The following is a 21,562-nucleotide window of genomic DNA, read 5'->3' on the forward strand; positions in this document are numbered from 1 at the left end:
GTAGACCGGCATCTCGGTCGCGACGGTCAGCTTGGCGTGGTCGGCCATCTCTGTTCCCTGGTCCCAGGTCAGGGAACCGGCCATCAGCTCCGGCAGCCACGGCGACCTGTTCTACAACTCCGAGATCGTCCGCGACCTCGACGAGTTCAAGAAGCGCTCCGACCTCATCATCACCAACCGGCGCGCCCAGCACCTCGCCGACGTCGCCGAGAAGGTCTACACCCGCGACATCTACGGCAGAGACTGAGGGTGCGGCGAGGGCCGGCCCGCCAGCACTGCGGCGAAGACGTCGTAGCTGGTACGAGCGATCAGGTCGGAGGCTTCCGCACAAAGGGACCTCAAGGACGCGGGCCCGGGTGCGATGCTGAAAGCGGCCGCGACGCCGGCACGGTAGGCCTGCTCGGGTTCCACATCCACCGAACCTGCAATCACCAGGACCGGACGCCCAGCTGCCTGGCGCGCCACTTCGCCCACCACCTTTCCTTGGAGCGACTGGTCGTCAAACCGACCCTCCCCCGTCACCACAAGGTCCGCTCTCGCCGCCGCATCAGAGAACCCGGCAAGCTCCATGACCATCCGGGCACCAGATTCGATCCTCGCCTCGAACACGGCGAAGAGTCCCAGCGGTGTCGCTCCCGCGGCGCCCATACCGGGCAACTGCGGTGTCACCGGCAGCCCGGCGGCGGAGAGCACGTGCCCAAGGCGCTGCAGCCCGCGGTCCAAGGCCTCCACGTCATCTGGCGATGCTCCTTTCTGCGGTCCGAACACATGCGCCGCGCCAGTCGGCCCCCATGCCGGGGAGGTGACGTCGGTCGCCAGACGCCAGCGGACGCGACGCAGGCCTGGAGCAAGGCCGGAGAAGTCCACCGTCGCCAAGTTCTGCAAAGCTCCACCGCCCGGTTGTAGGTCGCGGCCTTGAGAATCAAGGAATCGAGCTCCGAGACTGCGCAGGATGCCGGTTCCCCCGTCGGTCGTTGCCGACCCGCCGAGGCACAGGACGACTTCCTCGACACCGTGGTCGAGCGCGTCCCGGATCAGCACCCCGGTGCCCTCAGTGCTGGCAGAGAGGGCAGCAGCGGGCAGATCAGCAATGCCGGGAAGGCCGCTGGCGGCAGCGATTTCCACCACGGCAGAGCGGTGGTCCTTCGACAGGGCATACGATGCCCGGACGGGGCGTCCGAGGGCGTCGGCGGTCGACACCGTCCGCAGGTCGTGACCTCGCGCCGCCACGATGACGTCGACACTGCCCTCTCCGCCGTCAGCCAACGGCATCCGCGTCAGCTCGAACCGGGGGCCCAGTCGGTCCAAGCCGGCCGACATCGCCTCGCAGACACCACGGGCAGACAGGCTGCCCTTGAACGAATCGGGCGCGAGAAGCACGTGAAGCGGAGGCGAGGAATCGATCACCGCCACCGTTCAGTCGACCTGCGACCAGAAGCTGCGCAGGACCTTCTCCACCTCGCCAGGCAGATCGATGTTCGGAGAATGGCCGGTGTCCATCACGACCGCCTTGACAGCAGGTGCTGCGGCGACGATGCGGTCTTGCCAGCCGGGCTCGACCATCACGTCCCGGGACCCGGCCACGAGGAGAATCGGCGTCGACACGGTGGCGAGCGTCTCAGGGTAGCCGTCAGCCGGCGGAGGCGTTGCGGGCAGCTCCGGGTTGCGCAGTCCCCACGCGCGCAGCGACTCCCAGTGGCCGGGTATCAGCGAATTGGCCAGACGACGAGCAACATGCTCCTCGGTGGCTGCGTCGCTGCCGACCACAAGATCGCTGATACGGCGAGCTTCCGTTTCGGTGGCCCGGTAGTCGGCCATCGCGGTGATGCCCGTCTGAGAGCGCCAGGGGCCGCCCGTGCCCGCGATACTCACGGCACTGCGAATCGGCCACACGCCGGCGATACTGGCGCGCAGAATGAGCGAGCCGCCAAAGGAGTTGCCGACGAAGTGGGCGCGGGTGACACCGAGCTGGTCGCACAGCGCCGCGATGTGGTTCAATCGCGGCGCGTACAACGACTGGTCGAAATGGTGAACCTTGGCCGAGCCGCCCCAGCCGAGCAGATCAGGCAACAGCACGTGGAAGTCCGCAGACAGCGACTCGGCCACCTCGCCGAACGCCAGTAGTGCGTCGGTGCCGTAGGCCCCGTCGTGCACGAAGATCACGGTGTCGTTCGCCGGGTCGCCGGCTTCGTAGACGCGAGTGGCCAGGCCGGCGACAGTCAGGTCATGCGGAACGAGGGTGGGCATAGGTGTTTCTCCTTGGTGATGAAGCGGTGTTGAGTGGGTCAGGATGCTCGCTGGCGGGCACCTCGGTGCCAGGCGAGGGCTCGGCGTTCGACCAGCCCGAACGCGGCGTTCAGCCCGTAGCCGAGCAGCCCGAGCAGCACGATTCCCGCCCACATGTCAGTCATGGCGAACGAACGCTGAGACTCGATCACGAAATACCCGAGACCGTTCGTGCTGCCCACCATCTCACTGATGACCATGAGGATGATGCCCAGCGACAGCGAAGTGCGGATACCAGCGAAGATCTGAGGCGCGGCGGCCGGCAGCACCACGCGAGCGAGGGTGTCGGCGCGACGAACCGAAAAGGCTCGACTCGTTTCCATCAGCAGAGGGTCGATCCCGCGGATCCCGTCGACCGTATTGAGGAGGACCGGCCACACCGAGCCGAAGGCGATCAGCGCAATCTTCGATGTGTCTCCGATCCCCAGCATCAGGATCAACGGCGGGACGACCGCCGGCGCCGGGATCGCCCGGCAGAACTCGATCAGTGGCGCGGTGGCTCGCGACAGCACAGGGCTGCGCCCGAGCACGAAACCGACCACGATGCCCGCGCTGATGCCGATGGCCAGCCCCGCACCCAGACGGACCAGGCTGGGGACCAGATCGCTCCCGACCCGGTCGAAGAGCCACACATTCTGGAAGGTCTCCAGGATGTGTGGAAGCGGCGGAAAGTAGAACGTGCTGGTGGTCAAGCTGCGCCACCAGATCACGGCGATCACCACAGCAGGAACGGTGACCTCGATGGCCAGGTACAGTGCCCGGCTTCTGGTGGTGTTCATTGAGCCACCTCGCGGTAGGTCGGATGCCAACGCAGGAGGCTGCCCTCGACCCGCACGAAGACGATGTTGAGCAGCCAGCCGAGCAGACCAGCGACGACGATCAGCGCATACATCAGATCGGGCGCCCCCGATGCTCGGGCGATATTGATGGTCTGGCCGAGCCCCGGTGCACCGATGATCAGCTCGGTACTGACGGCCAGGGCCAGCGCCGTCGCCGAGGAGACCCGCATTCCGGTAGCGATGTACGGCAATGCGCTCGGCAGGAGTACCCTGCGAAACCGCATCGGACCAGGGATCCGATAGGAACGCGCGGTCTCCATCTGCACCGGATCCAGGTCGCGTACGCCATACATGGACTGGATGAGGATCGGCCACGTGGCGGCGAAGGCGGCCATGAAGATCTTGCTTTCCATGCCGGCGCCGAACATCAAGATCGCCAAGGGGATCAGTGCCACTGAGGGCACGGGTCTGAGGAACTCAACGATCGGACGCAGCCCGTGAAACACCGGGTCCCAGAGCCCCGCCACCATGCCGAGCAGCACGCCGACGAGGGTGGCGATACCGAGTCCGGCCGCCCATCCCTGCAAGGTGAGAAGCACGTCGCTCCACAGCCGAGCCGATACCGCCTCCTCCGCCAGACGCGCGAACACCGTCGACATCGGCGGGAAGTACCGGGGGTTGACGATGCCCGTTCGCGTGATCAGCTCCAGGAGCGCGAGGATCCCGGCGACGCCAGCGAGACGCTGGAGGAGCGGGAGAAGCCACGGGGGAATCGAGAAGTCCCCCTGAGCCGAGGCCCGGGCGGCGGTACTCACGATGCCGACCATCCGGCGAGGAACTCCTCGACGTCACCGGCTTCCTCGATCAGCCCCCAGGTGACGCCCATCTGCATGTAGAGTTCGATCTTCTCCTCGTCGATGGTGTCGGCGAAGACCGGCATCCGCATGGCGGAGACCACCCCTGGGTCGATCTCAGTGAACTCGGTCACGATGTCGCGCGCCTCTTCGGGGTGTTCCTTGGCATAGGCCACGGAAGCCTCGAGAGCTCGCTGGAACTTCTCGACGATCTGCTGATGTCCGTCGATGAACTGACTGGTCGAGAAGTAGAGCGAGGTCGGGAATTCTGGAGCGACGGACTCGTATGGGGTCATCACCACGCGAGCCACGCCCGCGCTGACGGCTTGCGTGATGTACGGCTCGACCGCGAACGCCGCGTCCGCCTGGCCGTTCTCGATCGCGGCGGGCATGTCGGGAAACGGCATCTCGATGAGCTGCACCGAGCTGGGATCGACCCCCTCGTTCTCCAATGCGGTGCGCAAGGTGACCTCAAGGATGTTCTTGAGACTGTTGACTGCGACCGTCTTACCGGCCAGATCAGCGGCGCCCTGGATCGGGCTGTCTGCAGCGACGATCACCCCGGACCAGGCTTCTTCGGCGGTAGCTCCACCCGTGGTTCCCGGGGCAACCACACGGATCGGGAGGTCCTGAGACTGTGCCAGGACCAGGGACATGGGGTTGGAGAATCCGATGTCGCTGTCGCCCGCGACGACCGAAGCCGTCACGGCTGCGCCGCTGTCGGCCAGCTGCACATCCAACGACAGCCCTTCGTCGTCGAAGAAACCCTCCTCGATTCCCAGATAGATGGGGGCGACGTCGGCGACAGGGAACATGCCGAGCTTGATGACGGTGTTTCCGTCCGCGTCAGTGTCAGCTTGGCCTCCCCCGCCACAGGCGGCAAGGGTGAGCACGACGGCGGTGAAGCTGGCGCCGATGGCGAGCCGGCGGCGGGTTGCTGAGAGATGGGGCATCATTGCCTTCTTTTCCAGTAGGTGAGGGGGACGATTTCGGCCGCGAGAGCAGCCGATCTCAGACGAAGTCGGGGTAGGGCAGGCGAGCCTGGACGCCTCCATCGACGACGAGGGTCTGGCCGGTGATGTAGGAGGCCATCGGCGAGGCGAGGAAGAGCAGCACCGCCGCGATGTCAGCCGGTTCGGACAATCGTCCGATGGGCGTGTTGTCGACGAATCGTTGAAGCCTCGGCGGGTCGAGGATCTCACGCATCCTCGGAGTCAGAACGACACTCGGTGCCACGGAGTTGACCCTGACGCCGCTCGGCGCCAGCTCGACCGCCGCGGTCTGCACCAGGCTGATGAGGGCCGCTTTGGCGGCGGCGTACACGCCGTTTCCCTGTGCGCCGCTCAAGCCGGCGATGGAGCTCACGTACGTCAGAGTTCCGGCGGTACGACTCAGCTGCGCACTACTGTGCTTGACGAGCCAGCGCGCGTGTTTGAGAACGATATCGAACTGGAACTGCCAGTCTTCCTCGCTCGCCTCGGTGAGCTGCCGGAACCGGGCCATACCGACGATGTCGACGACTCCGTCGAGGCGACCGTGTTCGCTCGCGGCCGCGTCGACGGCACCGATGAGTTCCTCCTCGTCGAGGACGTCCGCGGTCAGCGCCAGACCGTCGAGTTCCGTCGCTACCGCCTGGGCACGTTCGGAGTCGTTGTCGAGGCACACCACGAAGGAACCTGCTTGCGCGAGGGCGTGGGCGGCCTGACGGCCGATACCTTGACCTGCCCCGACGACCAGATGGACCTTGCCGGACAGATCGAGCATTCGCAGATAGTCCGGCACCGCAGTTCGGTCAACCATGCTCGGCCTCCGCTTCACCCGCGGCTGCGTTGTCGGCGTCGGGCGCCTTGCTGTTCATGATCTCCTCGAACACATACGAGCGGAGCCGGGCGAACTCGGGCAGCTCCTTGGTGTGAACCTGATGCCGCGGGCGCGGCAGATCGATGTCCAACACCTCCTTCACCACGGTCGGGCGCGATGACAAGATGACGACCCGGTCAGCGAGATAGACGGACTCGTCGATGTCGTGGGTGACGAACACGACAGTGACTCCGTACTGGTGCCTCAGATCGAGGACGAGATCCTCCAGCTCAGCACGGGTCTGGGCGTCGACGGAGGCGAACGGCTCATCCATCAGGAGGATCTCCGGCCGGTAGGCCAAGGCCCGCGCTATGGCCACCCGCTGCTGCATGCCGCCGGAGAGCTGCCACGGATACTTGTCAGCGAACCCGGCGAGCCCGACCGACTCGAGGGCGCCGATCACACGCTCACGCCTCTCTTGGGAGCCGAGTCTCATGCGACGCAGTGGGAATTCGACGTTCTTTGCGACCTTCATCCAGGGGTAAAGCGAGCGGCTGTAGTCCTGGAACACCAACGCCATCGTCGCCGGGGGTGCTGTGACCGGATCGCCGAGCAGGGAAACGGTGCCGGACGTCGGGGTGAGGAGACCTGACATGCTGCGCAGCAACGTGGTCTTGCCGCAGCCCGAGGGACCGACGATACACACCAGCTCACCTTCGCGTACTCCGAAGCTGATGTCGGCGATGGCCTGGGTTGCTTCTGCCCCGGTGCCGTAAGTCTTCGCGAGTCCGCAGACATCGAGCAGGAGTCGGGCAGACGGCTCAGGAAGTCCGCCGGGCACGGCGATGCCAAGTTCCGGGTTTGCGGTCGTGCTCACTTCGTGCCCCCGGCGTCTCGCGCCTGCAGGCTGGCCCCGCCGGCACCCCAGCTGTCACGCTGGACCTCGTCAAGGATGACCCACACCTTCTCCGCCGGCGCACCGCTGGCTTCGCTGTAGGCGGCGGTAAGGGCAGCAATGATGCGCTCACGTTGCGTGGGGTCGTAACTGTTCGCGTGACGCACTTCGATCAACGGCATGATGGAACACTCATTTCTTCTGGGCGGTGGGCCTGGGTGCGACGACGTCGTAGGCGTCGCGATCGAACGTCGTAGACAGCTCGTAGAAGCGGAGCAGGGGCCAAGGCCAGTTCTGGGTCACCTTGCCGTAGCGGTTCTTGTACCAGCTGCGCACGCCGGGCACACCCCAGGCGCGGAGCGCGTTGCCCCTGTCCATGTCGCGGCAATAGGCCTCGTACGCGCCCTGCTTGACATCGATCGGCCGGCCGCCCTCGGTGAGACTGAACCGCAGGCATTCCATGATGTACTCGACGGAGCATTCGGTCATGAAGATCGCGCTGCCGGTCACGACAAGATTGGTGTTCGGACCGAACACCAAAAACAGGTTCGGGAATCCCGGAACGGAGACCCCCTTGTACGCCCCCGCGTTCCCGTCCCAATCCCTGTGCAGGTCTCGGCCGTCCTTGCCGGTGACCTCCATCGGCATGAGGAAGTCTGAGGCCCGAAAGCCCGTGGCGTACACGATGACGTCGAACTCCCGCTCACCGGATGCGGTCTCGATGCCGGTTGGCGTGATCCGGGTGATCGGATCGGTGACAAGGTCGACATTGTCTCGATGCAACGCCTCGGCCCAGACTCCGTTGTCGCGCAGCATGCGTTTGCCGCCGGGCGGATAGTCCGGGACGACCTTGGCGAGCAGATCCGGTCGGTCGGCATACTGTTCCTCGAGCCGGGCGACCAGTTGATCACGGAGCAGTTTGTTGGCCGCGGACACCGTGCCCGGCTCGTCCCACTCCGGATCGACGGTCACCAGCGAGAGACGGCCCTCCGTTGCCAGCCAGAACTGCCAGAACCGGAACCACCGGGGATACTCGGGCACGACGTCGAACAACCATCTCATTCCTGTCGGGACCGGCTCGTGATAGCTCGGGGTGGGGAGCATCCAGGGTGCGCTGCGCTGGTAGACGGCGAGTTCAGCCACGGTTGGTGCGATGGCAGGAACGATCTGATAGGCGCTCGCGCCCGTGCCGATGACGGCCACCCTTTTGCCCGTCAGATCCAGTGACGGATCCCACCGAGCTGAGTGAAACGCCGTTCCCTCAAAAGAGTCGATACCGGGAATGTCAGGGAGCTGAGGTTGATTGAGCTGGCCCACCGCGGTCACGACCGCGTTCGCCGCGTAGTCGAGGCGGTTGCCTTCGGAGTCTTCGGCAGTGATCCTCCATACGGCAGCCGACTCGTCGTAGCGCAGCGAAACCACCGTGGTCCTGAACTTGATATGCCGGCGCAGATCCAGCCGAGTGGCGACGTCTTCGAAGTACCTCGCGATGTCGGCCTGGGCGGAGAACTGGTGAGGCCAGTCCGCCTTCTGGGCGAACGAGTAGGAGTAGGCGAAGTTGTTGGTGTCGAGGCGACACCCCGGGTAGACGTTCTCGAGCCACGTGCCGCCGACTTCCGCGTTCTTCTCCAAGACGGTGAACGGAACTTCGGCCTGCGCCAGTCGGTGTGCCGCGGCAAGTCCGGACATTCCAGCGCCGATCACGACCACCTCGAAGTCGACGTCAGGGGCGACCTCTGGCTTGCGCCAACCGGGAGCGCCGACGTCACCATCGAGGCCGAGTTCACGACGCAGCAATGGCAGATACTCCGGCGCCGCTCCCCCCGTGAGGAACTCGACCAAAGGCTCCATCGGAACAGTTCGCGTTGCACGTTCGCCCGACATCAGCCGGTGGACGCCTTCGACGGCCTTGGCGCGTGCACGCTCCTGCTGTTCAGCGGACATCCCGCCTTGTGGGAAGATCTCGGCCTCGGCCGGCCGCAGTGGCGGGCGAAGGTCGTCCGCTAGAAAACTGTCATCACCCAGCGCGTGGGCGAGCGCCGCCAGCAACGGTGCCAGTTCTGCCTGCGCGACGGCGGCCTCGATCTGTTCGCCCTTCTCATCAACGGTATGCAGCTGGACCGTACCGGCCCCTGTTGAGGTCATCGTGTCTCCGTAACGGTGATAGTCGGATGTGAAGCGAAGGCCTGCGCCTCCGCCTCCGCGAGAAAAGCGGTGAGCATGGTGGTGAAGTGCTCCGGCGCGTCGATGTTGGCCAGGTGGCCGGCGCCGCTCACCTGGGCGAGACGGCTATCGGGAACAAGTTCGGCGATCTGCTCAGACAGGGCGATCGGCGTCTTCTGATCCAACTCGCCTACGAGTACCAGGGTCGGCGCAACGATGCCCGGCAGGAGCTCGAGAATGTCGACGCCGAAACACGCGCGGGCGCTCGCCTTGTACGTCGCCGGGGTGACGCCGGCGATGGCATCGGCTAACACACCCCGCCGTGCGCCTCCTTCGGACGTCAGCAGCGTCTGGTCGAGATAGCGCTCAGCGTAGGCCGCCATCCCTACAGCGTCGATATCTGCCGCGATGTTCGCGATCTTCTCGGCAGCCGTGCTGGGAGGCAGGCGAGCGAAGCTGTCAGCCACGACGAGAGAGGCAACGTTCTGTGGATGGCTCGCAGCGTAGGCCAACGCCTGAATACCGCCGAGTGAGACGCCAGCCAGATGCACCGGGCCAGGAAGGGACTCGACCACCGAGTGCAGATCGGCGACCCAGTCCTGCACGGTGACCTCAACCACTTCCGGCCGCCCTCCGTGACCGAGACTGTCCGGCGTGATGACCTCCCGCTGGGAAGACAGTTCCCTCACCTGGTCCTGCCACATGCGGTGGTCGGTGCCGAGACTGTGCAACAGCACAAGCGGCCAGGAATGGGTTTTTCGCGGACCACGTTTGGGATCGGAGCGCATGGCGAGTGATGTTAGACACATCAGGTCATCGCATGGGGAAAATGTTCCGTAAATCGGAAAAAGTAGTTCCGGTATGTACCACGAATCGCGACAAGGAACTACGGTCAGCTCATGGCGCGTGAATCTGGCGAGACTCTTGCGACGGTCAATCGCGCGGTCACGATGCTGGAGATGCTGGGCACGTCAGGCCCCCTGAATCTCTCCCAGATCGCCGACCGGATGGAGATTGGAAAAGCGACCGCATCACGGATGCTGCAGACTCTGGTCGCGCGCGATTGGGTCGTGCGTTCCGCCGATCGCACGTACCGGCTAGGCCCCGGCGTCCTCGGGCTGGCGATGTGGAAAGCACCTCAGCAACACCTGATCGGCGACCTTCGGCCCATCCTCGACGCGCTGCACGACACGACCGGCGAGACCATCCACCTGACCCGGCTCGACGGCCGGTACGTCGTCTACGTGGAGCAGATCGTGTCGCAACTGCCCGTCCGCTCGGCGGCGGTCATCGGCGCCCGCTCGCCCGCACACTGCGTGTCTCCGGGACTTGCGCAACTGTCGCATCTCCCCGCCGAGCAACTGGCCTGGTTCCTGTCCACGCCGTTGAAGCGCTATACGCCGGCGTCGACGACCAACCCGGAGGAGCTGCGGCGGAAGCTCGAGACGGTTCGCGAACGCGGTTACGCCGTCAACCTCGGGGGATACAGGCCGGACGTGGGCGGAGTCGGCGCGGCCGTCGTCGACCACAACAGCCAGCTCGTTGCCGGGATATCAGTCTGCGCGCCCGTCTACCGGCTCGCGACGATGGACCTGGACTCGCTGGGCGTCCTGGTGAGCGACGCCGCGAGTGAGGCGAGCCGGCTTCTCGACAAAGCGGCCTCGCCTCACGGGTGACCACCGTGGCGCCGATCCCTCGGCCCTGTGAACCAGAATCCGCCCTCGGCGCATGCGCACGCCCTATCATCAGCTCATGCGGACAACCAGGCGTCAGTTGGAGATCCTGGTCGGGCTCGGTGAGGACCTCCACTTCTCGCGCGCTGCCAACCGCCTGGACATCGCTCAACCGACCCTCAGCAAGGAACTGCGCCGCTTCGAGAAGCAGCTGACGTTCAGCCTCTTCACGCGAGGACCGAACGGCACCCGCCTGACACCCCAGGGTGAGCGCCTGCTGCCCCACGCCCAGGAGGCTCTTGGCGCGATCGTCGAATTCGAACGCCAGGCCCGCGCCGAAGCAGAACCGGAGACCGGCGCGCAGATTCGCATCGCCGTGTCCCCGTCGGTCGCGAACCGGCTCGCCCCCGCGATCCTCCGTCGTGTCGACCACGAACCACGATGGAACCCCGTGATCGTCGAGGTCAACACCGGCGCCGTGGTCGACACCGTGGCCCACGGCGACGCCGACATCGGGATCGGTCACTGCCTGCAGCCCGTCGGCGGTGCCCACGTCACGACCCTGCGCGAGGACCGCATGGTCGTCGTCACGTCCACCGACGTCCTGCCCCACGGGCACGGCCCGGTCGACCTCAGCATGCTGACCGACATGTCACTGCTGATCTGGGAGCGCCGAAGCGACCCGGTGTACTTCGACACCATCATGAGCATCTGCCGAGACCGGGGCATGCAGCACGCCCCTCACCTCAGCACGACGCGCATCGCCGGCACCCACTACTACCTGCTGGAGGAAGGCACGGCCTTCGCGATTGTGCCCGAGGACTTCGGCCTGTTCCTGCCGGACTCGATCTCCGCGAACCCGCTCACGCCCGAGGCCACGGTTCCCCTGCAGGCCGTGGCACGCTCCGGCCTCGCCCTCCGCTCCTACGCTGAGCTCATGGAACTGATCGCCTCGCTGTGAACCCGCCCGATTCACGGCCGTCGTAACCGCGCCACCACCTCGCCGGCCTCGACATCACCGGTCTCAAGCAGTTCGAGACCGCCCATCTCACCCATCTCGCTCACCACCACGATGACGTCGGTGCGATAGCCTTCCGCCGCGATCGCGTCGAGATCCATGAGCACCAGCGGCGTGCCCACGTCGACCTGCTGCCCCGCCTCGACGAACGCCTCCAAGTGCCGGCCGTCGAGCTGGACCGTGTCGATACCGCAATGGATCAGCACCCCGACGCCGTCGCGGCCGGAGAGGATGAGGCCGTGCCGCGACGGCATGATGTGCGTGATCGTGCCGTCCATCGGGGCGACGACACAGCCGTTCGTCGGGACCACCGCGAACCCCGGACCGAGCGTGCCCTCCGCGAACACCGGATCGGGCACCTCCGAGACCGGCACGCAGCGCCCTTCACACGGCGCATGAAGGACCAGCGCACTCACGGCAGGAGCTCCCGCCGCAGCGCATCCCAGTGACTGGAGACCAGGTACGGCGGAATCACTCCTCGTTCGGTCACGATGCCCCGGACGAGTTCGGGCGGGGTGAGATCGAAGAACTGGTTCACGACCGTCATACCGGGCACGAAGACCGGATCGTCGGCGCGCAGCACCTCCTCGGGCTCGCGCATCTCAAGCTCGATGCTCGCTCCCGCCGCCGTGCGCGCGTCGTACTTCAGCAACTCGCTCAGCACGTAGACCGGCACGCCGTAGTGACGGGCCACGAGAGCCACCGTGAACGAGCCGATCTTGTTGGCGACAGAGCCGTCCACGCTGAGACTGTCGGCCCCCAGGAAGACGACATCGGCGCGCCGGACCGACTCGGCCATCGCGGCGTCGGTCACGAACCGGACGTCCTCGCAGCCCATCTCCCGCAACAGACGAACCGCGTTCAGCGACTCGCGCAGCGGCCGCGACTCGGTGCACACGACGCCGAACCGTCGACCGGTCTGCACCGCGACCCGGTAGGAGTCGACCAGGGTGCTGGAGTAGCTGTGCATGAGCACGGTGCCACCTTCGGGGATCAGCTCGGCCGCCACCTGCGCGACCGAGTCGACGGCGGCGTAGGAGTGATCGAGGATCCGCGCGGTCAGTGCCTCGAGCGCCGCCCGGGCCGGTTCGAGATCGGCAGCGTCGTCCAGACACTCGGCCGCCAGGGTGTTGACGTTGGCGATGGTCGCCATCGTCGGCTTCAGCTCGGCCATCTGCGCGGCGACGTCGGCGCTGCGGCGGCGCAGTGCCTCCAACGAGGCCGGTCCCGCCTCCCGGGCGACCCAGCGATGCGCCCATGCCGCAGCCCGGCCGAACGGGCTGCCCCCCTTCACGTTCATATCGCGAATCTCGGCGATGACATGATCGGCCGACGTGAACTCGATGTCGGGCAGACTCATCAATGCTCTCTTTCCTCGAAGATCAGACGACTAGGCTGCGGCGCGGTCGCCGGACGGGCTGTCCTTGAGCGATTCGTCGAATCCGACGAAGTACGTCAACGCGAAGGTGACCGCCGAGCCGACGATCGTGCCGACGACCAGCCCGCCGAACCCGGCGCCCATGTACGCGGGGATGCTGTAGAGACTGAACGCGACCGGTGCGGTCGTTCCGGCGACGGCGGCACCGGTGATCGCGCCGCCGATGGCACCGCCGACGAGAACGAAGTAGAACGGCCTGCGGTACTTGATGTTGACGCCGTACATGACGGGCTCGATGACGTTGCCCGCCAGCAGACTGGTGATGCTGAGCGTGAACGCTGTGCGCTTGATCTCCGGATCCTTGGCCCGCGCCGCGACCGCCAGCCCTGCGGCGATCTGGCAGAAAAGGCTCGCGGCATGGGTCATGATGACCTGATCGCGGCCGAACGTCGCGATGTTCGGCACCGTCACGATCGCCAGCAGGACGATGTGCATGCCGAAGATGATCAGCACCTGCCACGTGCCGCCGATGAGGGCACCGGCCAGGATCGGGCTGAAGTCGTACAGCCCCTGGAACACGTCCACCAGCGCCCGGCCGCCCCAGGCGCCGAGCGGACCGAGAACCAGCAACGCCAAGGGCGCCACGACCAGCAACGAGACGAACGGCACCACGATGCTGCGCGCGACAGCGGGGACGACGCTCCTGAGGAACCGCTCCAGGTGCGCCAGCACCCACATCGACAGGATCGCCGGCAGCACACTGCCCCAGTAGTCGACCTCCGTCAGCTCGATCCCCAGGAACGACGGTGCACCACCGTCGATGAACAATGCCGCCAGCCCCGGGTTCATCAGCAGCCCGATGATCATGAGGCCGATCGCGATGTCCGCGCCGAACTTGCGGGCAGCCGACCATCCGACGATGGCGGGGAAGAAGTAGTAGAGGGAGTCGGCGATGAGATGCAGGATCGTGACCGTCGAGTTGCTCTCGGACACCCCGAAGATCTCCGTGCAGACCACCGCGATGATCTTGACGAAGGCCGATGCCAGTAGGGCGGGAATCACCGGAGAGACGATCTCGGCGAAGACGCCGATCAGCCGCGAGAAGGGGTTGCCTTGCGCTCGGCGATCGGATGAACCGTCGTCGCCGGGCTGCCGGTCGCCGGCTGAGCCCGCGGTCAGCGCAGCGATATCGGCGCGCACCTTGTCCACCACGCCGCCCATCACGAGTTGGTACTGGTCGCCAACCTTGACAACGGTCATCACGCCCGGCACCTGCTTGAGCGCATCGACATCGACCTTGGACTCGTCCACGAAGCGGATCCGCACGCGGGTCATGCAGTTGGTGGCCGCGCGGATGTTCTCCGGGCCGCCGGCAGCGTCGATGATCGCCGCGGCCTGATTCGACGGGCTCGTCGTCATGTCACATCACCTCGGGGGCTGAGGGTCCTTTCAGACCCGGTTGAGTGAACTGATTGCGCCGGCCACCTCGCAGCCGAGCGCGACATTGTTGTGATAGAGCGCGATATTGGCGCGCAGGCTCTCGCCCCCCGTGTGGCGCTGAATGTAATCGAGGAGGAAGGGTGTCGTGCCCTGCCCCCGGACACCGGCCTCCTCCGCGGCCTTCCAGGCCCGGTGGATGACCTCGTCGAGGATCGCCGTGTCCATCTGCTGGTGCTCCGGGATGGGATTGCCGACCAAGATCGCCGAGGGCAGTTCGAGTGCGCAGGCGAAGTCGAACATCTGCGCCACCTCGTCGGCCGTCTCGACGCGCGCCGGCACCGCGAATCCCGAATCCTGCACGTAGAAGCCCGGATACCGGTCCGTCCGGTAGCCGACGATGGGCACACTGTAGGTCTCGAAGCGTTCCAAGGTGGCCCCGATGTCCAAGATGGCCTTGGCGCCCGAGCTGACCAGCACGATCGGCGTCGTGGCCAGCGCCAGAATGTCGGCCGACTCGTCGAAGGTCGTGGAGGCGCCGTGGTGCACGCCGCCGAGCCCACCGGTGGAGAAGACCTTGATGCCGGCCCGCTGCGCCAACAGCGCCGTGGCGGCGATCGTCGTGCCCGCGTCCTGCTTCGCGCACGCGGTCGTGACCAGCTCTCGGACACTTGCCTTCACGACGTCGTCGGACAAGGAGAGACGCTCGATCTCCTCATCGCTGAGCCCGACCGTCGGCACACCGTCGACGACCCCGATCGTCGCGGGCACCACTCCCCGCGCGCGGACGTTCTCCTCGGCCTGGCGGGCCGTCTCCAGATTCGTCGGCCGGGGCAGGCCGTGGGTGAAGATCGTCGACTCCAGCGCGAGGACAGGACGATTCTCGGCGACGGCAGAACGCACCTCGTCAGCGATGCGAATCGGCGAGGAGACCGGAGTGACGACCACGTGGGATTCCCTTCTGACGTACGGTTCCCCTGATCCTAAGAAGTCCAATCAGCCTCGTATAATGGTCAATTCGCATCGTCCATAGCCTTCGGCTATGAGGCGAAGCGGACCGCTCGGCGCAAAGCACGCCTGAGCCACGAGCGAGACGGGCGCGCATCCTGACTCCTTCCGTCGCGGCGTTAGCCTGAAACGTATGAGCGAAGGACGTCGTGTCGCGCTGTCGCTGGGATCGGGTGGGGCTCGCGGTTACGCCCACATCGGCGTCATCGAGGAGTTGCGCGAGCGCGGCTATGAGATCGTCACCATCGCGGGCACCTCGATGGGTGCGCTCGTCGGCGGCCTCACCGCGGCGGGCCGCATCGACGACTTCGCCGAGTGGGCGCGCGGACTGCGACAACGCGACGTGCTGCGGCTGTTCGACCTGCGGATCTCCGGCCCCGGTGCCATCGCCGCGGAGCGACTCTTCGCGAGGATGGCGGAGTTCTTCGAGGGGGCCGCCATCGAGGACCTGCCCATCCCGTTCACCGCCGTGGCCACCGACCTCGGGTCTCGCCGGGAGGTCTGGTTCCAGCAGGGGCCGCTGCAGGCCGCGGTCCGCGCATCGATCGCGATCCCGGGCCTGTTCTCGCCGGTGATGATCAACGGCCGACTCCTCGTCGACGGCGGGCTGACCAACCCCGTCCCGCTGGAACCCACCACCGCTGTCCCGGCTGACCTCACGCTCGCGGTCTCGTTGCTGGCCCCCCGACACCGCCGCGAGCTCACCTCGCCGGTGCACACGTCCTCCGCCCCTGACCGAAGCGTCGCGTGGCGTGAGCGACTGGTGCGCACCCTCGCGGCGCTCACCGGCCGAGACTCCGACCCGGTCGATGACGAACAGCACGACCTCGGCGACGAGGTGGCCGTCGACCCCCACCCGTCGTCGCCGACCGACGCGCTGCCACCCGGGTTGCGCAAGGTCGACGTCACCGCGCTGTCATTCGAGACCATTCAAAGCGCGCTCGCGCGATACCGCATGGCAGGTCTGCCTGCCGACATCGTCATCGACGTCCCGGTCGACGCCTGCAAGACCCTCGACTTCCATCGCGCCGAGGCCATGATCGATCTGGGCCGCTCCCTGGCGGCGGAAGCACTCGATCAGTTCGAGGCACAGCAGCGCGCCCTGCAGCTGGACGAGCCCGAGCCCGCCTAACCTCGGGGCGCTGCCGGTTTCCCACGAGACCGCTCGAATCTGGTCGTGATGACAGGAAGCTTCCTGTCATCACGACAGGTTTTCGACGGTCTCGTGTGAAACTGTCGCCGCCACGCGGCCGCGCCGGGTTGATGCGGTCAGTCTTCGCTGACGCGGAGGACGACCTTGCCGCCGCCGTGGCCTTCCTGGTTGGCGCGCAGCGCGGCACCGGCTTCCTCGAGTCCGTCGAAGACGCGGACGATGTCGATCTGAAGCCGGCCTTCACCAGCGAGGTCGGCGAGCCATTGCAGCTGGGCTCCGTCGGGACGCACCCAGACGATCGCGTCCTCGATACGGGGAACGTCGTGCTCGGCGATCGAGGCATAGCGTCCTTCCTCGGCGAGGACCGCCTGACTTGCGTCGTACACGCCGCCGACGAAGTCCGCGACGACGTCCACGCCCTCGGGAGCGATCTCGCGGACCCGATCGGCGAGACCATCGCCGTACACGACGGGAGTCACCCCGAATTCGCGCAGCCGATCGTGGTGACGCTGTGAGGCGGTGCCGATCACCGTCCGCGCACCCAGGATCCGCGCCAGCTGCACACCCATGCGGCCGACACCGCCCGCGGCATTGTGCACGAGCACGATGTCCCCGTCGGCCACGGCGAGCCGCTCGCGAAGCGTCCGCGCCGCAGTCTGACCGGCGAGCGGCAGCGCCGCGGCCTCCTCCCAGCTCATCTCGGCGGGCTTGCGGGCGATGGCACGGACCGGGACGGAGACGAACTCGGCAAACGTCCCCGCCTGCACCCAGTCCTTGCGCGCGTAGGCCAGCACGTGGTCGCCCACCGCCACCTCGGGGGTGTCCGGCCCCACCGCCCGCACCACCCCCGCGACATCCCAACCGGGGACGACGGGGAACCGGACCTCCATCAGGGCGTCCAATCCGCCGGCGATCACCTTCCAGTCGACCGGATTGATCGCAGCGGCACGGACCTCGATCAACGCCTCGCCAGGTCCCACCCTCGGATCGGGCAGCTCCCCGACCCGCAGCACGTCATCGATATCACCGTAAGAGTCATAGAACGCAGCACGCATATTCGTCACAGCGCGCGAGGTCGCCACCGCATTCCCGATTCCCGCAGAACTCGTCGACCTCATGACCCGATATGATGAATTGCTCAATCCATCATCTTCGTCGAGGACTTCCGTGGACAGACACGCCCCGCTGTACGAGATCAAGGCCAACCTGTTCAAAGCGCTCGCGCACCCCGTCCGCATCCGGGTCCTCGAGCTGCTCACCGCCGAGCCCGCGGGGGAGGTCGCGGTCAGCGAACTGCTCACCGCGACCGACCTGGAGGCCTCCCACCTGTCGCAGCATCTCTCGGTCCTGCGGCGCCATCGCGTCGTCACTTCCCGACGAGCCGGCAGCAGCGTGCTCTACCGTCCCGCGCACCCGCGAATCGTCGACCTGCTGCTGGTCGCCCGCGAGTTCCTCCACGACACCATCGACGCGACGCAGCGCCAGCGCGATGAGCTGACCGAGCTGCCGGCGCTCCGCGCATGAGGAGCCTGCTGCCCTCACTCACCGACCTGCGCCCGGTCCGCCACTCGTGGAAGACCGACATCGTCGCGGGCGTCACCGTCGGCATCGTCGCGCTGCCGCTTGCCCTGGCCTTCGGCGCCTCCGCCGGTCTAGGCCCGGCGGCCGGCCTGGTCACCGCGATCGTCGCCGGCTTCCTCGCGGCCGTCTTCGGCGGATCGAACGTCCAGGTGTCGGGACCGACCGGGGCGATGGTCGTCGTGCTCGCGCCGGTGGTCGCGAGCCATGGGACGGGCGCGGTGACCGTGGTCGCCATCCTCGGCGGACTCCTCGTGGTCGCCGGCGGGATCCTGCGCCTCGGCCGGTTCATCGCCATGGTCCCCTGGCCGGTCATCGAGGGCTTCACCTTCGGGATCGCCATCGTCATCGCACTCCAGCAGGTACCCGCCCTGCTCGGCGTCCACGACCTGGAGGGCACGACGACGTTGAACGTCGCCTGGAACGCCGTGGAGCGCTCCACGTGGGATCAGGCCTCCATCACCCTGCTCGTCGCCGGACTCGTGGCCGCCGTGATGGTCCTGATCCAGTGGCGCGCCCCCCGGCTGCCCGCTTCGCTGATCGCCATCGCGGCGGTCACGCTGCTGACCGAGTTCGCCGACCTCGCAGCGCCCCGCATCGGGGCGCTGCCCGGCACTCTGCCGCTGCCGTCGCTACCGGAGATCGACGCTGCGACTCTTCGCGAACTCCTCGGGCCGGCCGTCGCGGTGGCGCTCCTCGCGGCGATCGAGTCACTGCTCTCGGCCAAGGTCGCCGCCGGCCTCGCCGACACCGGCGAGCTCAACCCCGACCGAGAGCTCGTCGGCCAGGGCATCGCGTCGATCGGCTCGGGGCTGTTCGGCGGGATGCCCGCGACCGGCGCGATCGCGCGTACCGCCGTCAACGTCACCGCCGGAGCCCGCAGCCGCCTTGCCGCCGCCGTGCACGCCCTCGTCCTGCTGCTGATCGTCACCACTGCATCGGGTCTGGTGGGCAGGATCCCGCTCGCCGCGCTCGCCGGGGTGCTGCTGGTGGTCTGCGCCCGGATGGTGGACCGCGAGGCCGCGATCATGCTCGCCCGGGTGAGCCGCTCGGGCCTGCTCGTCTTCGCCATCACCGCGATCGTCACCGTGGTCTTCGACCTCATCGTGGCCATCCAGATCGGCATCGCGATCGCGGCCGTGCTCGTGCTGCGTTCGCTGGCCTCGACGACGCGCGCCGAGCGCGAACCCCTGCCCGGGGATCCCGAGCCCGGCGACGAACGCATCGCTCTGTTCCGGCTCGACGGTTCAGCGTTTTTCGGTGCCGCCGACAAGCTCGCCGACCAGATCGCGGCCGCCCGCGACATCGACGTGGTGATCCTGCGCATGTCGCACCTGACGATGCTCGACACCACGGGCGCACGGCGGCTCGCCGAGCTCATCACCACGCTCGAGCGCCGTGGCGTGACGGTTATCGTCAAGGGCCTGCAGGAACGCCACCGCAGCCTGGCATCGGGGATCGGCGTGCTTGATGCGTTGCGCGACCGGGCCCACGCGGTCGACGATCTCGCGACGGCGATCGAGCACGCCCGCTCGCACGTGCGTCGTCGGGTGCTCTGACCACGAGCGAACGGGGCAGGGCACCCGACGACGCGAACTCAGCCCAGCTTGGCGTTCAGTGCTGAGTGGACCTCGTCGCGGCTCCCGGTCGCGAGGATGCGGCGCAGTTCCTCGTCGATCAAGGCGCGCGAGACTTGAGCGAGCAGGGTCAGATGCGTCGTCCCGGCCTCCGCCTCGGGCACCAGCATCACGAGCGTGACCGTCACCTCCTGGCCAGACCAGTCGACGGGCTGGTCGAAGCGTCGCACCAGCAGCGCGGCCTGCTCGACCGCGGCGTGCTTGGTGTGCGGGATGGCGATGCCGTCCATCAGCGCGGTCGACATCTCCTCCTCGCGCGCCTTGAGCCCGGCCACCACGCCGTCGACGTCGGCCGCGTACCCGAGCTCCACGGCGAACTCCGCGATCGAGCTCAGCGCCTCGTCCTTCGTCGCCGGCGCTCCGCCGAAACGGACGTTCTCCTGGGTGAAGATCTCCATGATTGCTCCTTCAGTCCTCGCAATCACGCCACGGGGACGGGAGCGGCCGCGGTCGCGGTCGCGGCCTTCTTCACTCGGGATACCCGGTACGCGCCGTACACGACACCGGCCACGAGCGAACCGATGGCGATCGCGGCGATCCAGCCGAACGGGTTGCCCACGATCGGCAGCACGAGGAAGCCGCCGTGCGGGGCCGGGGAGGTGACGCCCCACAGCAGCGTGAGGATCGCGGCGATCGAGCTGCCCAGCATGAGGATCGGGATGACGACGAGCGGGTTGCGCGCCGCGAACGGGATCGCGCCCTCGGTGATGTGGGTGGCGCCGAGCGCGTAGTTCACGTAGCCGGCGCGACGCTCACCGGGCTCGAAGCCCTTCGGGAACAGCGTGACGGCGATGGCGGTGATCATCGGCGGCGCGATGCACGCGGCCGACACGGCGGCCATGAACTCGAGGTTGCCCTCACCGAGCAGCGCCACGCCGGTGACGTAGGCGGCCTTGTTGACCGGGCCGCCCATGTCGAAGGCGCACATGATGCCGAGGATGAGTCCGAGCACGATCGGGTTGGCGTTCTGGAAGCCGGTGAGGAACTCCTCCAGCGAGCTGGAGATGCTCGACATCGGCGAGGAGATCACGTACGTGATGCCGCCGAAGATGAGCGTGCCGAGCACCGGCATCAGGAAGATCGCCTTGAGGCCGACGAGCGACTTCGGCATCTTCTCGAAGAGCTTGCCCAGCAGCAGCATGCCGTAGCCGGCGAGGAAGCCGGTGACGATGCCGCCGAGGAAGCCGGTGCCCATGTTCGAGGCGAGCAGACCGGTGATCAGGCCGACGGTCAGACCCGGACGCGACGAGATGGAGTAGGCGATGAACGCCGACAGCACGGGCACCATCAGGCCGAGGCCGGTGCCGCCGACCTCGTTCAGCATGTGGGCGAACTCGTTGTACTCCTCCGAGCTCGGGTCCGCCGAGTAGATGCCGAACAGGAACGAGACGGCGATGAGCACGCCGCCACCGACCACGAACGGCAGCATGTACGAGACGCCGTTCATGAGGTGCTTGTAGATCGCGCGGCCGGTCTTGCGCCAGCCGGTGCCCTGCGTCTCGTCGATCGCCTGGACGTTGAGGAAGTCGTTCTCGTCCTCGGTGACGTCCTGCGCCGCGGCGGCCCCCGCCCGCTCACGGCTCTGCGCCTTCGCCAGCACGCGGTCGATCAGGTCGTCGGCGTGGTGGATGCCTTCCTTGACGCCCACCTCGACGACCGGCTTGCCGGCGAAGCGCTGAATCTGCACTTCCTTGTCGGCCGCGACGATGACGCCGTCGGCACGCTCGATCTCCTCGGGCGTGAGGCCGTTCTCGAGACCCACCTGTCCGTGGGTCTCGACGCGGATCTCGATACCGCGCTTCTCAGCGGCCTTCTTGAGGGCCGCTTCCGCCATGTACGTGTGCGCCACTCCCGTGGGGCACCCCGTCGCTGCGACGATGAACTCGCCAGCCATGGTCATTCC

23 protein-coding genes are annotated in these 21,562 nt (G+C 67.0%); 6 read left to right on the top strand and 17 right to left on the bottom strand.

Features of this window, described 5'->3' with window-relative positions; translation table 11 throughout:
- Positions 1-31 precede the first annotated feature (31 nt).
- Positions 32-247, top strand: a complete 216-nt coding sequence (locus tag EHW97_RS03245) for a hypothetical protein (protein ID WP_208001849.1) — start codon at positions 32-34, stop codon at positions 245-247.
- Here EHW97_RS03245 and EHW97_RS03250 read toward each other — a convergent pair.
- Genes EHW97_RS03250 through EHW97_RS03295 form a run of 10 tightly spaced genes read right to left on the bottom strand, consistent with a single transcriptional unit; the run spans position 232 to position 9,565 of the window.
- A complete protein-coding gene (locus tag EHW97_RS03250) occupies positions 232-1,413 on the bottom strand; it encodes a glycerate kinase (RefSeq protein WP_124235733.1) in 1,182 nt (393 codons plus the stop codon). The two genes, EHW97_RS03245 and EHW97_RS03250, sit on opposite strands and share 16 nt — an antisense overlap.
- 3 nt (positions 1,414-1,416) lie before the next feature.
- Complete coding sequence (locus EHW97_RS03255) at positions 1,417-2,247, bottom strand: alpha/beta fold hydrolase (RefSeq protein ID WP_124235734.1); 831 nt, start codon at positions 2,245-2,247, stop codon at positions 1,417-1,419.
- Positions 2,248-2,285: 38 nt separating this feature from the next.
- On the bottom strand, positions 2,286-3,065 hold the full coding sequence (locus EHW97_RS03260) for an ABC transporter permease (protein WP_124235883.1): 780 nt from the start codon (positions 3,063-3,065) through the stop codon (positions 2,286-2,288).
- Positions 3,062-3,892, bottom strand: a complete 831-nt coding sequence (locus EHW97_RS03265) for an ABC transporter permease (RefSeq protein ID WP_124235735.1) — start codon at positions 3,890-3,892, stop codon at positions 3,062-3,064. Before EHW97_RS03265 ends, EHW97_RS03260 begins: the two co-directional genes overlap by 4 nt.
- Positions 3,877-4,974 (bottom strand): ABC transporter substrate-binding protein, encoded by a 1,098-nt coding sequence (locus EHW97_RS03270; protein WP_124235736.1) that lies wholly within the window; start codon positions 4,972-4,974, stop codon positions 3,877-3,879. Before EHW97_RS03270 ends, EHW97_RS03265 begins: the two co-directional genes overlap by 16 nt.
- Positions 4,931-5,719, bottom strand: a complete 789-nt coding sequence (locus EHW97_RS03275) for an SDR family NAD(P)-dependent oxidoreductase (RefSeq protein WP_124235737.1) — start codon at positions 5,717-5,719, stop codon at positions 4,931-4,933. The genes EHW97_RS03270 and EHW97_RS03275 overlap by 44 nt, the downstream gene beginning before the upstream one ends.
- Entirely contained in the window at positions 5,712-6,596 is an 885-nt protein-coding gene (locus EHW97_RS03280) for an ABC transporter ATP-binding protein (RefSeq protein ID WP_243696285.1), read from the bottom strand. Before EHW97_RS03280 ends, EHW97_RS03275 begins: the two co-directional genes overlap by 8 nt.
- Positions 6,593-6,796, bottom strand: a complete 204-nt coding sequence (locus EHW97_RS03285; protein ID WP_124235738.1) for a tautomerase family protein — start codon at positions 6,794-6,796, stop codon at positions 6,593-6,595. Before EHW97_RS03285 ends, EHW97_RS03280 begins: the two co-directional genes overlap by 4 nt.
- 10 nt (positions 6,797-6,806) lie before the next feature.
- A complete protein-coding gene (locus EHW97_RS03290) occupies positions 6,807-8,759 on the bottom strand; it encodes a flavin-containing monooxygenase (RefSeq protein ID WP_124235739.1) in 1,953 nt (650 codons plus the stop codon).
- Positions 8,756-9,565, bottom strand: coding sequence for an alpha/beta fold hydrolase (locus EHW97_RS03295; protein WP_166367368.1), 810 nt, complete (start codon positions 9,563-9,565; stop codon positions 8,756-8,758). The genes EHW97_RS03290 and EHW97_RS03295 overlap by 4 nt, the downstream gene beginning before the upstream one ends.
- Positions 9,566-9,676: 111 nt before the next feature.
- Here EHW97_RS03295 and EHW97_RS03300 point away from each other — a divergent pair, with 111 nt between their 5' ends.
- Both EHW97_RS03300 and EHW97_RS03305 read left to right on the top strand, forming a co-directional pair.
- Positions 9,677-10,453, top strand: a complete 777-nt coding sequence (locus EHW97_RS03300) for an IclR family transcriptional regulator (RefSeq protein WP_124235741.1) — start codon at positions 9,677-9,679, stop codon at positions 10,451-10,453.
- Positions 10,454-10,529: 76 nt separating this feature from the next.
- Positions 10,530-11,411, top strand: a complete 882-nt coding sequence (locus EHW97_RS03305) for a LysR family transcriptional regulator (RefSeq protein WP_166367369.1) — start codon at positions 10,530-10,532, stop codon at positions 11,409-11,411.
- Between the two features lie 11 nt (positions 11,412-11,422).
- Here the strand turns inward: EHW97_RS03305 and EHW97_RS03310 are convergent, their stop codons facing one another.
- Genes EHW97_RS03310 through EHW97_RS03325 form a run of 4 tightly spaced genes read right to left on the bottom strand, consistent with a single transcriptional unit; the run spans position 11,423 to position 15,231 of the window.
- Positions 11,423-11,884, bottom strand: a complete 462-nt coding sequence (locus EHW97_RS03310) for a PTS sugar transporter subunit IIA (protein WP_279432298.1) — start codon at positions 11,882-11,884, stop codon at positions 11,423-11,425.
- Positions 11,881-12,828, bottom strand: a complete 948-nt coding sequence (locus EHW97_RS03315) for an eIF2B alpha/beta/delta subunit family protein (protein WP_124235744.1) — start codon at positions 12,826-12,828, stop codon at positions 11,881-11,883. Before EHW97_RS03315 ends, EHW97_RS03310 begins: the two co-directional genes overlap by 4 nt.
- A 30-nt stretch (positions 12,829-12,858) precedes the next feature.
- On the bottom strand, positions 12,859-14,265 hold the full coding sequence (locus tag EHW97_RS03320) for a PTS transporter subunit EIIC (protein WP_124235745.1): 1,407 nt from the start codon (positions 14,263-14,265) through the stop codon (positions 12,859-12,861).
- A gap of 30 nt (positions 14,266-14,295) precedes the next feature.
- Positions 14,296-15,231 carry a pseudouridine-5'-phosphate glycosidase gene (locus EHW97_RS03325; RefSeq protein ID WP_124235746.1) on the bottom strand — a complete coding sequence of 312 codons (936 nt, stop codon included), beginning with the start codon at positions 15,229-15,231 and terminating at the stop codon, positions 14,296-14,298.
- A 193-nt stretch (positions 15,232-15,424) separates the two neighbouring features.
- Between EHW97_RS03325 and EHW97_RS03330 the strand changes: the two genes are divergently transcribed.
- Complete coding sequence (locus EHW97_RS03330) at positions 15,425-16,423, top strand: patatin-like phospholipase family protein (RefSeq protein WP_124235747.1); 999 nt, start codon at positions 15,425-15,427, stop codon at positions 16,421-16,423.
- A gap of 137 nt (positions 16,424-16,560) precedes the next feature.
- Here EHW97_RS03330 and EHW97_RS03335 read toward each other — a convergent pair whose 3' ends face one another.
- Entirely contained in the window at positions 16,561-17,499 is a 939-nt protein-coding gene (locus tag EHW97_RS03335; RefSeq protein WP_208001850.1) for an NADP-dependent oxidoreductase, read from the bottom strand.
- A gap of 112 nt (positions 17,500-17,611) precedes the next feature.
- Here EHW97_RS03335 and EHW97_RS03340 point away from each other — a divergent pair, with 112 nt between their 5' ends.
- The gene (locus EHW97_RS03340) at positions 17,612-17,968 is read left to right on the top strand and encodes an ArsR/SmtB family transcription factor (protein ID WP_243696286.1); all 357 of its coding nucleotides are present in this window, start codon (positions 17,612-17,614) and stop codon (positions 17,966-17,968) included.
- Positions 17,965-19,581 carry a SulP family inorganic anion transporter gene (locus EHW97_RS03345; protein ID WP_124235749.1) on the top strand — a complete coding sequence of 539 codons (1,617 nt, stop codon included), beginning with the start codon at positions 17,965-17,967 and terminating at the stop codon, positions 19,579-19,581. The genes EHW97_RS03340 and EHW97_RS03345 overlap by 4 nt, the downstream gene beginning before the upstream one ends.
- Before the next feature lie 38 nt (positions 19,582-19,619).
- Here the strand turns inward: EHW97_RS03345 and EHW97_RS03350 are convergent, their stop codons facing one another.
- Complete coding sequence (locus EHW97_RS03350; protein WP_124235750.1) at positions 19,620-20,057, bottom strand: PTS sugar transporter subunit IIA; 438 nt, start codon at positions 20,055-20,057, stop codon at positions 19,620-19,622.
- A 23-nt stretch (positions 20,058-20,080) separates the two neighbouring features.
- Positions 20,081-21,553: a PTS fructose transporter subunit IIC gene (locus tag EHW97_RS03355; RefSeq protein ID WP_124235751.1), complete on the bottom strand. Its 1,473-nt coding sequence runs from the start codon at positions 21,551-21,553 to the stop codon at positions 20,081-20,083.
- Positions 21,554-21,562: the final 9 nt, after the last annotated feature.

Origin of the sequence: Aeromicrobium camelliae, assembly GCF_003850045.1 — a bacterium.
GTDB classification, from domain to species: Bacteria; Actinomycetota; Actinomycetes; order Propionibacteriales; family Nocardioidaceae; genus Aeromicrobium; species Aeromicrobium camelliae.

Excerpts from the sequence above, each read along its gene's own strand:
- EHW97_RS03255 (WP_124235734.1), bottom strand. The coding sequence starts at position 2,247 with ATGCCCACCCTCGTTCCGCATGACCTGACTGTCGCCGGCCTGGCCACT.
- EHW97_RS03260 (WP_124235883.1), bottom strand. The coding sequence starts at position 3,065 with ATGAACACCACCAGAAGCCGGGCACTGTACCTGGCCATCGAGGTCACC.
- EHW97_RS03265 (WP_124235735.1), bottom strand. The coding sequence starts at position 3,892 with ATGGTCGGCATCGTGAGTACCGCCGCCCGGGCCTCGGCTCAGGGGGAC.
- EHW97_RS03270 (WP_124235736.1), bottom strand. The coding sequence starts at position 4,974 with ATGGAGGCGTCCAGGCTCGCCTGCCCTACCCCGACTTCGTCTGAGATC.
- EHW97_RS03275 (WP_124235737.1), bottom strand. The coding sequence starts at position 5,719 with ATGGTTGACCGAACTGCGGTGCCGGACTATCTGCGAATGCTCGATCTG.
- EHW97_RS03285 (WP_124235738.1), bottom strand. The coding sequence starts at position 6,796 with ATGCCGTTGATCGAAGTGCGTCACGCGAACAGTTACGACCCCACGCAA.
- EHW97_RS03290 (WP_124235739.1), bottom strand. The coding sequence starts at position 8,759 with ATGACCTCAACAGGGGCCGGTACGGTCCAGCTGCATACCGTTGATGAG.
- EHW97_RS03295 (WP_166367368.1), bottom strand. The coding sequence starts at position 9,565 with ATGCGCTCCGATCCCAAACGTGGTCCGCGAAAAACCCATTCCTGGCCG.
- EHW97_RS03300 (WP_124235741.1), top strand. The coding sequence starts at position 9,677 with ATGGCGCGTGAATCTGGCGAGACTCTTGCGACGGTCAATCGCGCGGTC.
- EHW97_RS03305 (WP_166367369.1), top strand. The coding sequence starts at position 10,530 with ATGCGGACAACCAGGCGTCAGTTGGAGATCCTGGTCGGGCTCGGTGAG.
- EHW97_RS03315 (WP_124235744.1), bottom strand. The coding sequence starts at position 12,828 with ATGAGTCTGCCCGACATCGAGTTCACGTCGGCCGATCATGTCATCGCC.
- EHW97_RS03320 (WP_124235745.1), bottom strand. The coding sequence starts at position 14,265 with ATGACGACGAGCCCGTCGAATCAGGCCGCGGCGATCATCGACGCTGCC.
- EHW97_RS03330 (WP_124235747.1), top strand. The coding sequence starts at position 15,425 with ATGAGCGAAGGACGTCGTGTCGCGCTGTCGCTGGGATCGGGTGGGGCT.
- EHW97_RS03335 (WP_208001850.1), bottom strand. The coding sequence starts at position 17,499 with ATGCGTGCTGCGTTCTATGACTCTTACGGTGATATCGATGACGTGCTG.
- EHW97_RS03345 (WP_124235749.1), top strand. The coding sequence starts at position 17,965 with ATGAGGAGCCTGCTGCCCTCACTCACCGACCTGCGCCCGGTCCGCCAC.
- EHW97_RS03350 (WP_124235750.1), bottom strand. The coding sequence starts at position 20,057 with ATGGAGATCTTCACCCAGGAGAACGTCCGTTTCGGCGGAGCGCCGGCG.
- EHW97_RS03355 (WP_124235751.1), bottom strand. The coding sequence starts at position 21,553 with ATGGCTGGCGAGTTCATCGTCGCAGCGACGGGGTGCCCCACGGGAGTG.